Annotated in this window: 8 protein-coding genes; all 8 read left to right on the plus strand. The window is 37.7% G+C overall.

Going from position 1 to position 13,290, the window contains the following annotated elements; translation table 11 throughout:
• The first annotated feature begins 68 nt into the window (after positions 1–68).
• Positions 69–935, plus strand: a complete 867-nt coding sequence (gene rfbA, locus QZ413_RS01240) for a glucose-1-phosphate thymidylyltransferase RfbA (RefSeq protein WP_297075366.1) — start codon at positions 69–71, stop codon at positions 933–935.
• A gap of 13 nt (positions 936–948) precedes the next feature.
• The gene (rfbC, locus tag QZ413_RS01245) at positions 949–1,521 is read left to right on the plus strand and encodes a dTDP-4-dehydrorhamnose 3,5-epimerase (RefSeq protein WP_297075444.1); all 573 of its coding nucleotides are present in this window, start codon (positions 949–951) and stop codon (positions 1,519–1,521) included.
• A gap of 9 nt (positions 1,522–1,530) precedes the next feature.
• Complete coding sequence (gene rfbB, locus QZ413_RS01250; protein WP_297075368.1) at positions 1,531–2,559, plus strand: dTDP-glucose 4,6-dehydratase; 1,029 nt, start codon at positions 1,531–1,533, stop codon at positions 2,557–2,559.
• A 55-nt stretch (positions 2,560–2,614) separates the two neighbouring features.
• Positions 2,615–3,448, plus strand: coding sequence for a dTDP-4-dehydrorhamnose reductase (rfbD, locus tag QZ413_RS01255; protein WP_297075371.1), 834 nt, complete (start codon positions 2,615–2,617; stop codon positions 3,446–3,448).
• Between the two features lie 3 nt (positions 3,449–3,451).
• Positions 3,452–4,942, plus strand: a complete 1,491-nt coding sequence (locus QZ413_RS01260; protein WP_297075374.1) for a glucosyltransferase domain-containing protein — start codon at positions 3,452–3,454, stop codon at positions 4,940–4,942.
• A gap of 120 nt (positions 4,943–5,062) precedes the next feature.
• Positions 5,063–6,898, plus strand: a complete 1,836-nt coding sequence (locus QZ413_RS01265; protein WP_297075377.1) for an LTA synthase family protein — start codon at positions 5,063–5,065, stop codon at positions 6,896–6,898.
• A gap of 397 nt (positions 6,899–7,295) precedes the next feature.
• Positions 7,296–10,379, plus strand: coding sequence for a KxYKxGKxW signal peptide domain-containing protein (locus tag QZ413_RS01270; protein WP_297075379.1), 3,084 nt, complete (start codon positions 7,296–7,298; stop codon positions 10,377–10,379).
• A 152-nt stretch (positions 10,380–10,531) separates the two neighbouring features.
• Positions 10,532–13,162: a GBS Bsp-like repeat-containing protein gene (locus QZ413_RS01275; RefSeq protein ID WP_297075382.1), complete on the plus strand. Its 2,631-nt coding sequence runs from the start codon at positions 10,532–10,534 to the stop codon at positions 13,160–13,162.
• Positions 13,163–13,290 lie beyond the last annotated feature (128 nt).

Below are 13,290 nucleotides of genomic sequence, written 5' to 3' on the forward strand. Positions count from 1 at the left end.
TTATCAGGTGAAATAGGTAAAATAGAACACGAGATGCTTACGAATAAAAAACAAAGGAGCTTTTTTCTATGAAAGGAATTATCCTAGCAGGAGGTTCAGGGACGCGTTTGTATCCACTGACTCGTGCCACATCAAAACAATTGATGCCGATTTATGATAAACCGATGATTTATTATCCAATGTCTACGCTAATGTTAGCGGGGATCACTGAAATTTTAATCATTTCAACACCACAAGATACCCCACGCTTTGAAGAATTATTTGGGGATGGACATGAATTAGGCTTACATATCGAATACAAAGTCCAACCAAGTCCTGATGGCTTGGCACAAGCCTTTGTTTTAGGGGCTGACTTTATTGGAAACGATAGCGTGTGCCTTGTTTTAGGAGATAATATCTACTACGGTGGCGGGTTGTCGAAAATGCTACAACGCGCGGCTCAAAAAGAAAAAGGTGCTACAGTATTTGGTTATCACGTAAACGATCCTGAGCGTTTTGGAGTTGTCGAATTCGATGATGAGATGCGTGCATTGTCGATTGAAGAAAAACCAACGGATCCTAAATCAAACTATGCCGTAACTGGTCTTTATTTTTACGATAATGATGTGGTGGATATTGCCAAAAATATCCAACCATCAGAACGTGGTGAACTTGAGATCACGGATGTGAATAAAGTGTATTTAGAACGTGGAGACTTATCTGTTGAAGTGATGGGCCGTGGATTTGCTTGGTTAGATACTGGGACACACGAGTCATTATTAGAAGCCTCAACGTTTATTGAAACGATCGAAAAACGTCAAAATCTAAAAGTGGCTTGTTTAGAAGAAATTTCTTATCGTATGGGCTACATTACTAAAGAAGAATTGAAAGAACTCGCACAGCCGTTGAAGAAAAATCAATACGGTCAATACTTATTGCGATTGATTGAGGAGTAAGCAGATGGGGAAAATCAAAGTAACGGATACAAAATTACAAGACGTGAAAATTATTGAGCCAGCCGTGTTTGGTGATCATCGTGGCTTCTTTACAGAAAGCTATTCACAAGAAGATTTTCACGCAGCTGGGATTACGCATGATTTTGTGCAAGATAATCATTCTTTATCCACTCAACCTGGTGTGATCCGTGGTTTGCATTTCCAAAAAGGGGAAGCAGCCCAAACGAAATTGATCCGTGTCGTCACAGGTGCAGTCTTAGACGTGATCGTCGATATTCGCAAAAATAGCCCTACTTATGGCCAATGGGAAGGCTATATCTTATCTGAACATAACCATCGTCAATTGTTAGTTCCTAAAGGATTTGCGCATGGCTTTATGACGTTGACCGATAACGTGAATTTCATGTACAAATGCGACAATTACTACAATGCAGAAGCTGATGGAGGGATTGCGTTTGATGATCCGAATTTAGCTATTGATTGGCCGATGGATCTTACAAAAGCTGTCTTATCAGATAAAGATAAACAACATCCAACATTAAAAGAATTTGAAGCAGAAAATCCCTTTGTATACGGGGAAATTTAAGGAGTCTATATGAAAAAGATTATTGTAACCGGTGGAGCAGGATTTATCGGCTCTAATTTCGTTCATTATGTGGTAAACAACCATCCTGAAGTTCACGTCACAGTATTAGATAAATTGACGTATGCAGGCAATAAAGAAAACTTAGCTGGATTACCAGAAGACCGCGTAACGCTTGTAGTAGGCGATATCGCAGATATGAGTGTGGTCGAACCGTTAGTGAAAGAAGCAGACGCTGTAGTGCATTATGCAGCAGAGTCACATAACGATAACTCTCTAAAAGATCCTTATCCATTTGTGCATACGAACTTGATTGGAACGTATACCTTGATTGAAGCGTGTCGTAACCATCAAGTCCGTTACCATCATGTATCAACCGATGAAGTATATGGAGATCTTCCATTACGTGAAGATTTACCAGGACATGGCGAAGGCGAAGGTGAGAAATTTACGGATCAAACGCCTTATAATCCATCAAGTCCGTATTCTTCAACAAAAGCTGGATCTGATTTATTAGTCAAAGCATGGGTTCGTTCATTTGGCCTACAAGCGACAATTTCAAATTGTTCAAATAATTATGGTCCTTATCAACATATCGAAAAATTTATTCCACGCCAAATCACCAATGTCTTAAGTGGCATTCGTCCGAAGTTATATGGCGATGGCAAAAATGTTCGTGACTGGATCCATACAAATGATCATTCTTCAGCTGTTTGGGCGATCTTAACAAAAGGCCGCATCGGTGAAACGTATCTGATCGGAGCAGACGGTGAAGAAGACAATAAAACTGTGATCGAATTGATCTTAGAATTGATGGGTCAACCAAAAGATGCTTACGATCACGTCAACGATCGTCCAGGACATGATTTGCGTTATGCGATCGATTCAACAAAATTACGTGAAGAATTAGGTTGGACGCCAGAATTTACCAACTTTAAATCAGGACTTGCCGATACCATCAAATGGTACGAAGCCAACGAAGACTGGTGGAAAGCTGAAAAAGAAGCTGTCGAAGCAACTTATGCCAAAAATGGTCAATAAAAACAAGTAAAGGCAGGAAGCTTCCTGCCTTTCTTTATGAAAAGGAGTCAAACAGATGATTTTACTTACAGGTGGAAATGGACAATTAGGAACAGAATTACGTCACCTTTTAGATGAACAAGGACTTGAATATGTTTCAACAGATTCAAGTGAATTAGATATTACAGATGAAGCGAAAACACTCGCATTTATCAAAGAGTTGAACCCAAGTGTGATTTATCACTGTGCAGCTTACACTGCAGTGGATAAAGCAGAAGACGAGGGCAAAAAAGTCAATGAATTGGTGAATGTTGCAGGTTCAGCGCATGTCGCCAAAGCGGCGGAAGCTGTTGGCGCAACGTTGGTTTATATTAGTACGGATTATGTTTTTGATGGAATGAAAAAAGACGGAGAGTATGCCGTTGACGATAAGACGAATCCACTAAATGAATACGGTCGTACAAAATTAGCTGGTGAAGAAGCAGTAAAAGAGTATGCTAGTAAATACTATATTATCCGTACGTCTTGGGTATTTGGACAATACGGGCACAATTTTGTCTTTACGATGCAAAAATTAGCGCAAAGCCATCCTAAATTAACAGTCGTAAATGATCAATATGGTCGCCCGACGTGGACACGTACTTTAGCTGAATTTATGACCTATTTAGTTGCACAAAAAGCAGAATATGGCGTATATCATTTGTCAAATGATAATCGTGCGACTTGGTTTGATTTTGCTAGTGAGATCTTAAAAGATACTGATGTTGAAGTGACACCCGTTACGAGTGATCAATTTCCTCAAAAAGCTACTCGTCCTCAATATTCAGTGATGGATCTGTCAAAGGCAAAAGCAACTGGCTTTGTGATTCCAACTTGGCAAGAAGCTTTAGCGCAAATGCTTAAAGGATAAGCCATGCGAAAAGACAATCAGTGGATCCTTTTAAACCGCCTGTTTTGGTTAGAAAATAAATGGAAATTTATAAGTTTGTTTGCTTTATATCAAGTCGTTTATGTAACGATTGGAACAAAAGACTATCCGTATATCGATGATGTGCTGCGCCAAAATACCGGGATAACTGATTTTGCTGCTAGCTATTCTCGTTGGGGAAGTGAAGTGTTTTCTTGGATGATTCAAGGAAGTAGACATTTAACTGATCTTGGAAATATGTCGTTTTTGATCAGTGGAGCGATTTTAACACTTGCCAGTATTAGTTTAGTCGTCATCGTTGCAGGAGAGCGTCCCTCGTTTCTTACCGTATGCGTGTCTAGTCTTCTTGGTTTAAATCCTTGGGCTTTGCAGTTGGTCAGCTTTCGGTTTGATAGTCCGTATATGGCGTTAAGTATACTTTTTTCGATTTTGCCTTTTTTATTTTGGGATAATCATAAGCGTTGGTTTTTTGTCACGAGTTTTATTGGTGTATTTTTGATGTGCAATACCTATCAAGCTTCTTCTGGAATTTATTTAGGTATCTATCTAACGTTGGTAGCCAAAGCCGTACTGTTTGAAAACATTAGCGTAAAAACATTTGTTTTTAAAACAGGATTAGCAGCAAGTGCTTATAGTTTAGCGCTGATCAGCTTTTTTATTGAATCTTCTTTAAATCCAGAGATTGCAAGTCGTGGCAATACGGTTGCTATCGCTAAACTGACAGATATCCCAGCAACGTTTATCCACAATAGTCTCGTTTATATCCATACAATTTGGGATTATTCTGCGCGTGTATGGCAATTGTGTTTGCTCGTGATGGTCATTAGTCTTTTGGTCACAGTATTTAAAATGACAACGATCAATAAACTCTTGGCACTGGTACTAACTTTCGTTTATCTAGGCTGCTTACTCGTCTTTAGTTATGGCGTTTTGCTTGTATTTAGTGAACCACTTGTAACCGTTATGCCACGTTATGGCGTAGGCATTAGTATTGTCTTTTCAAGTCTTGCCATTTTACTTGTGGCTCAAGCGAGTCAAATGAAAGTTGGACGTCTGGTATCTGTCGTACCAGTTGCGTTGGTTTTTTATTTTACAAGTTTTGGCTTCACGTATGCCAGTACACTCAATTATCAACAGCAGTCATTTGAACAACAAAGTCAACGTTTAACGAGCGATCTAGCGTTAGCGGTGACGGATGAACGTCAAGAGGTTTGGATTAGTAATTTGTTTAAAGATAGCCCGCTGTTAGAAAGTACGAGTATCAATTATCCGGTCTTAAAACAACTCGTTCCGCGTAATGGAGATATGAGTTGGTTCAATCTAATGCTCTTACAGCGAAGTAGTAATCTCCAAATGTCTTTAATTCCGTATGACTTTACGAATTTTGATACGTCAGTGAAGCAACAAGTAGTAGACAATTATTATTGGACGATTTATGTCGATAATGAACGTGTTTATGTTATTATGAAACGATAAAAAAACATCAGCGAACTTTTTGTGAAGTTTGTTGATGTTTTTTTAAGTTGAGCAGATTTTATTGTGTTCAAGGGGCAGAATTAGTATAATGATAAGGCAGTTTATAAAGAGAAGGTGAGAATGATTTTATTTACAGTGTTACTAAGTATTGGTTTATTGTGGTGGATTGAACGTCCGAAATGGACTATTACAACAATATTATTATATAGTTGGTTATTTTTAACAGAGATTGTAACAAACTTATTTGTTTGGAAACGTTTTGGTTTGCCTTTTATGCATAAAATTAGTTGGTTGATCCCATTCCCGCCAAATGAGAATCATACATTAGCAGTAGGCTTAGTATTTTTCTTTATGTTTGGTATTGTGTATATTGGGCGCTATGCCTTTAGTGTATTGCCAAAAGTTGACATTAAATGGAACGTTAAACGCATCGTGAGTTTGCTGATGATTGGATTGGGTGTATTTATCAGTACCCTATTTTTCTTTTCTAGTGACTGGGCCATGAGTTATTTTGGGAACTTACGCTTTGATCAAATCGTATTTACACTAAGCCAGCCTTTAGAAGGCAGTGACAATACCCATTTGTTCGCGTATTTAAAAGGGCCACTGCTAAATAGTGTATTTCTGGTTGCTTGGATGGCTTTGCCAATGGTGTATTTGATTCAATTGGTCTTAGTAAAACAAACGATAAAAAAAGCGCGTTTGCTTCGAATCGGATCGCTTAGTGTAGCGATAGCCATTTATGTATTTGTCTTATTAGGCTTAGGTGTTCATGCATTAGGTTATGCGGATGTCAAAGCATACTATTTTGAGAAAACAAAAATTTATGATGAGTCTTATGTGGATACGAAAAATACAGAAATCGTATTCCCAGAAAAAAAACGTAATCTGATCTATATTTATTTGGAATCGATGGAAAACACGTATGCTGCAAAAGAAGTTGGTGGAGCAGAAGATACTAGCTTGATCCCTAATTTGACGAATTATGCGTTAAATGAAGGTACGAGTTTTTCAAATACGGATCGATTAGGTGGTATGATTTCAATCCCTGGAGCAAACCAAACGGTAAGTTCAATGTTTGCACAAACTTCAGGATTACCCCTTCGAACGAGCGGTGGAATCGATGTCAATGATTACGGTGGTAAAGGAGACAGTTTTATGCCTGGAGCCTATGCTTTAGGTGAGGTCTTACATGAAGAAGGCTACAATCAAATGCTTTATATCGGTTCACCTGCATCTTTTGGTGGTCGGGATAAGTATTTTATGAATCATGGCGAATATGAGATTCGTGATTACTTCTGGATCAAAGGACAGCAATTGATCCCGCAAGATTATTCAGTCTGGTGGGGAGTAGAAGATGAAAAACTATTCCCGTTTGCCAAGGACTCGATCACAGAACTTGCGAATAAGGGCGAACCGTTTAACTTTACAATGTTAACAACAGATACGCATTTTGAGGATGGTTATGCATCTGACCAGACACCAAACTTATTCAATGATCAATACCGAAATGTGATTCATTATTCTGATCAACAAGTATTTGAGTTTGTCAATTGGATCAAAGAACAACCCTTCTATCCTGATACAACGATCATAATCGTAGGTGATCACCCAACGATGGACCGTAAATACAGTCAAAGTGTTTCGGATGAATACCAAAGAAGTGTCTACAATGTCATCTTGAACTCGCCTACTGAAGTCGAAAACTCAAATAAAGACCGCCTATTTAATGCAACGGACATGTTCCCAACAACGCTAGCAGCTTTGGGAGCGAAAATTGAAGGGGATCGTTTAGGGTTAGGAACTAATCTTTATTCTGATCGAGAAACTTTGATGGAACAACTTGGAAAAGATAAATACATTAACGAAATTAGTAAAAAATCTGACTTTTATAATAAAAATATTATCAAAGGAACAGACTATGCAATTGAAACAAAAGAACAAAAAAATGAATAAATAGATGAAATAAACACAAAATCTACTTACTAGATTTTGTGTTTATTTTTATTTAATGAGAAATATTAGAGAAAATCGAAAAAAATCTCATATTTTTTTATGTAAAAAAATTAAAATAATTACAGTAATTTTAATAAAATAATTATTTTTTAAAAATCAATAAAAATGCTTGTGTATAAATGAATTATTAAATAATTACAAAAAATTTAAAACAAATAAAGTTTTAAAAAGCTTGTGTCTTTACATATTTATCGTTCTATTTTAAATTTAAAATAACAAATTTTATAAAGAAATCGTATATCGACCGCGTTGACATTCACAAATGCATGTCCTAGAATTTATGGTGTACTACAAATTGCTTGTAGCATGCAGTTAAAAATGATGGAGGTTTGTTCGGATGAAAAAAAATAAAAACATTCGCCAAGATAATTTATCAGCGGTAAACACGGGGTCAAAACGCATTTACAAAATGTACAAAGCGAAAAAAAATTGGGTCGTTGCACCAGTCTTATTAGCAACTATTTTAGGTACGATCGGTACTGCACCGATTTCAGTCCTAGCGCAAACAACTGATGCACAAACAACAGTTGCAGTAGTGAAAACATTAGAAGCAGCTAAAGAAGATTCATTGAAAAAATTAGACAGCCTAGTCGAATCAATGTCTGCTACACAGATGAACACTGCTAAAAAAGCAATTAACGATGCAACAACAAACGAAGCGGTTTATGCCGCATTACAAACATATGGATATAATGTCGTAACGGCAAATATCGCAATGAATTTTGAAAACACAACAGTTGCCAATGCAAACAAAGAATTAGCAAAATTAACAAATATCTCGACTAATTCTTACATGAACAATAACGCAACTTCTGTACAGACAGTTCAAATGGCACAACAAACATTTGCTAAAGACACTAAAGTAACGGATACAGAAGACAACTATGCAACAACATTTGCGGCATTTAACAAAGTCGTTGCTGCACAAGAAGCAATGGTAGCTCAAAACACAAAAAATGCGCAAACAATGAATGCACAAAATGCAAATGTAGCGACTAAAAAACAAGCTGCAGTAGCAACGGTTAACGGGTTGACTTACTTGTCACAAACAAGAAAAGATGCCTATAACGCGCAAATCAATGCAGTAACAGCAAGTGATGCTGGATGGGCAACAACAATTGACAGCTTAACAAATCAAGCGATTCAAGAAGATGTCACTGCAGCGAAAACGACTGTTCAAAATAAATTAGCTTCAGCTGATGGTCAATTGTTGAGTACTGAAAAACAAACACAATTTGCAACTTCATTAAATCAAGCAACAACTACAGCACAAGTTCAAAAAATCGATGCTGAAGTGACAAAAGCGATTGCAGAAGCAAAAGCTGCTCATGACAAAGCACAATTTGAACAAAACAAAAAAGACTTAATCGGTGCCATCAATACGAATACGACAATTACGGATACAGCAGTGAAAAAAGACTTGATCGCAAAAGCGAATAATGCGACGACACAAGCAGAGTTAGACAAAGTCAATGCTGAATACCAAACCGCAATCAACAATGCAATCAACGATAAAAAAGATATCGAACAAGTACGTACTGAAGGTTTAGCTACAGTAAACAGCTTGCCAAATATCACAGAATTATCTCGTGGAAACTATGTTTATGCGATCGAAAATGCAACTTCTAAAGCTGCGATTAACACATATGTTGCACAAGCACAAGCAGAGAATAATGCAGCACTAGGAACTGCGCGTACTGCAGCGATTGCTGAAGTGAATGCTTACACACATTTATCAGCAGCTGAAAAAACAGCCTTTACAAATGCGATCAATAAAGAAACAACTGTAACTGGCGTACAAGCACAAGCGAAAGCTGCAAAAGATAAAGATGCAGCAAACTACTTGGCATCAACAAAAGCAGAAGCAGTCAAAACAGTGAACAAACTTGAATATTTAGACAATACAGAAATGTATGTCAACCAAATTAATGCTGCCACTTCTGTAGACGCAGTAAATAGTATCGTCGATACTGCAGCAGCAGAAAACTTAAAAATGGGTCTAGAAACAACAGATCTTAACCAAGCGAAAAAAGTTGGTCTAGCAACAGTAGATACGTACATGTATTTAACACCATCTGAAAAAGAAGCAGCAGTAAAAGAAATCAATGCTGCAAAATCTGTAGATGGCGTGAAAAAAGTCTTAGCGAATGCTGAAACTACAAATACTGCCAATAAACAAGCAGCAGATGCAGCGAAAGTCTTAGCTGATGCAAAAGCTGCTGCAGTGAAAACAATCAATGGCTTGTCTAGCTTAACTGAAGCACAAAAATCAGACTACAACAGCAAAGTCAATGCAGCAGATACTCAAGCGAAAATCGATAAAGTTGTTGCAGACGCGCAAGCTGCTGATGCCAAAATCAAAGCAGAAGCACAAGCACTAAAAACTGAAAAAGAAACGACAATTGCTACAGTAACAAAACTTCCATACTTAACAAATCAACAAAAAACGGATTATGTAGCGCAAATCTTAGCAGCAAACACAATCAAACAAGTAGAAGAAGTAAGCTTAGCTGCAAAACAACAAAACTTAAGTCAAACAACAAATCCTAAAGAATACTACGCGAATGCTGTAGATATCATCAACAATGAATTAACTGCATTAAACGCACAACAACAAGCAGGATATGTTGCTGAATTAGGAACAGCGCAATCTCCAAAATCAATTGAATCAATGAAAGCAACTGTTGCAAAAGCAACTGCACAAAATGCAAAACAATTTGACGAACAATTGATTAAAGAAATCGATAAAATGATTGCCGCTGGTAACTTAGAGTTAGCTAAAGACAATGCGAACTTATTGAAAGTTGAAGCGAATAAAACAGCCTATGTTGCAAAAATCAATGCAGCAATCGCATTAAGAACAGCACAAGAAGCTGCTCGTAATGAAGTTACGGCAGCAACTTACTTAACTCCTGCTGAGAAAAAAGCATTTGTAAAACAAATCAATGATGCGAAAACAATGGATGAATTAAACAAAGTCAAAGAAGCTTACACAGCAAAAGCCCCTGCGACTGCAGTTCCATTGTATCGTGCATACAACAAAAACAATGGTGAGCATTTATACACTGCAAGTAAAGAAGAGTATGACCACGTAGTATCATTAGGTTGGACTGCTGAAGGTACTGCTTGGAATGCTGCAAGCAAAGGAAAACCTGTTTACCGTCTATACAATCCAAATTCTGGCGAACACTTCTATACAACAAATGAAACAGAGTACAACGAAGTCGCTTCACACGGATGGAATAAAGAAGGTGTTGTATTCTACTCTGCAGAAGATAAAGCAGTAAATGTTTACCGTGTCTTCAATCCAAATGCTAAAGATGCTGGATCTCACTTATACACTGTTCACTCTGATGAAGTAAATGGTTTAGTGAAACTAGGTTGGAAAGCAGAAGGAATTGCGTTCTTCGGAATGAAATAATCACTACTTTATGAATAGTTGGGATGGATAGTCTGATTCTAGACTATCCATTTTTTTAAGAAAAAATTAAAAATCACATAAGATAATCTAAAGAAATATGTTAAGATAATAATAGAGAACATTTAGAAAAAACATACATAGGGAGTTAGTACATGAAAATGAAAATCAGAAAGTCAGCGATACTACTATCCAGTTTTTTGTTATGGGCACCTCAAGTGATTCAAGCGCAAGAAACAATCCAAACAGATAACACGACATCCGCACAATCAACTGAGACAACGACACCAAGTATAACTTCTAGTACATCTTTAGAAACACCTTCGACTTCAGTGAATCAAATGACGACTGAAACAAGTACTGAAACAGTACCAAACACCCAAATGACGACGAGTAACACGACGACTAGTGAGACAACGACTAGTGAAGAAACTATTCCAGAAAATACTACAGATCCTTATTTTCCAAAGCAACCTACTAAAGAAGATTTAGCGGGAGATAAAATTTTACCTGGGACGGCTAGTGAAGCATTGATGCAAAGTCGGGTCTTTACTGCAAGTTCAGGCATGAACCAAGAAATTATCAAACAGTTTGAAAGTGGGTCATTTAAGCTTGCAACAATCCAAAAAAATTGGCGCGAATATGAGTTGTTTCGTTACCGAACACTCGATGATTCTGGTGAACAGGCTAAACCAAATGGAATCGTGATCCATGAAACAGCAAATCCGAACTCCACGATTTGGGGTGAAATCGCTTATATGGATAGCCATTGGGAAAATGCATTCGTGCATGCCTTTGTGGACGAAAACAATATCGTGGAGATTCATGATCCAAGCTATGGTGCTTGGGGAGCTGGAAGAATTGCCAATCGTTATTTTATGCATGTTGAATTAGTCGAACATGGAAATCGTACCTCGTTTATGAAATCGATCATGAACAATGCGTATTACATGGCGATGAAACTAGATCAGTTTGGTCTAACACCTAGTGCACCAAGTGGAAAGGCCAACGATAATTCAGGAACGCTTTGGAGTCATGCAGAAGTATCAAATTATCTGGGAGGAACAGATCATGGAGATCCAGTCGGATATTTTGCAAAATATGGCTATTCTGTGAATGAGTATCGTGAATTAGTGCGTTATATGTACGATAAATTTTCATTAGCTCCAGTGATCACAAGTACTGCTATTGAGAATATCAATCAAACACAAAAAACATTTGATGTACGTGTCAAGGCGACAGCAAATAGTGGAATCAAAGAAATCAATGTACCAGTTTGGACAACAGCGAATCAGTCAGATATTAAGTGGTACAAGGCAACATTGCAAAATGATGGAAGCTATATAGCTAAAATAGAAGCAAAAAATCATGCGAGTTTCACTCAACCGTTTCATGTCCATGTCTATGCAGTAGGCAATAATACGAAACAAACAGCAAAAGTATTAAGTGACGTGAAATTTGATGGTCCGAGTATTCAAAACGTGACAACAGCTGTGACGGATAATGCAGCCGGAAAATTTTCGATTTCGTTTAACGCTACAGCAGCAGACGCAAAATCGCTACAAACGATCCAAGTGAATGCTTGGTCAACGGAAAGTCCACAAGTGGTTAAAACGGTAAAATTATCACCAAATACTCAAGGAAACTATACCGCATCATTTAATGCGCAAGATTTTGGGTATTCTGAAGGTCCATACCGTTATGAAATCAAAGTGGTTGATAACCAGCAAAAATATGCACAAACCACAGGAAATGGTCCAACGTTTGCCTTTAACTATAAAGTGGTTTCACACAGCGTAACCGAGCTTTCAAAAGACCACTCTTTATATGAAGCAAAACTTAAATTAGAAGACAATCAGATGGTTGATTCAGTAATGTTTGCGGTATGGAGCGAGATCAATGGGCAAGATGATTTAAAATGGTATCCTGGAACGTTTGATGATGCAACGAAAACTTGGTCGGCGAAATTACCTATCACAAATCATAAAGATAGTGGGGTATATCACGTGCATCATTACGTGAAAACGAAAAGTGGGAAGATGCGATCGGTGGGAGCAGATACCTTCACTGTAAAACCACTACAAATCACCACGACGATCGATACGGCGAAACAAAAACAAGGTCAAGCGAGCATCAACGTTCAAACGAATGACAATTCAATGGTTCAATCTGTTTCCGTAACCATTCAGCCAAAAAATAAACCAAACGATAGCCATACGTATGCAACTACTGCTACTAGTGGCGGCTATCAAGCGAGTATGGACATCAAAAATCACGGTTATCAAACTGGAGCTTACACTGGGAAAGTCACGGTAACACGTAAAAATGGTGTAGCAGAAACGAAAACGTTAAGTGAATTTACGGTCTCTGGAACGAACGTCACACTAGCGATGTATCGCGTATACAACCCAAATTCAGGGGAACATTTTTACACGATGCAACAAAGTGAAAAAAATAATTTGGTCAAACTAGGCTGGAAAGATGAAGGGACCGGTTGGATTGCACCAGCTGTTGGAAAACCTGTTTATCGCGTATACAACCCAGATTCAGGTGATCATCATTATACGTTAGCCGTTGCCGAAAAAAATCATCTAGTTAAATTAGGTTGGAAAGATGAAGGAATCGGTTGGTATTCTGCTACAGAGGCAACACACCCTCTTTATCGTGTCTATAATCCAAATGCTAAAGCAGGAAGCCATCACTATACTCAAAGTTTGACTGAGACGAACAATCTAGTGAAAAAAGGGTGGAAAGATGAAGGGATCGCTTGGTATGCGGTAAAATAAAAGTCTGTCTATACAGACTTTTTTTTTTGTAAAGATTCCTTAATAAATCTTAATAGATTGATACAGGAAAGGCTTTTTTTATCTTTCCAACCTTGCTAATAGAGTCAAACTTCTGTAAAATCAAACCG

This window comes from uncultured Enterococcus sp. (assembly GCF_913775425.1).
In the GTDB taxonomy this organism is placed as follows: Bacteria; Bacillota; Bacilli; order Lactobacillales; family Enterococcaceae; genus Enterococcus_G.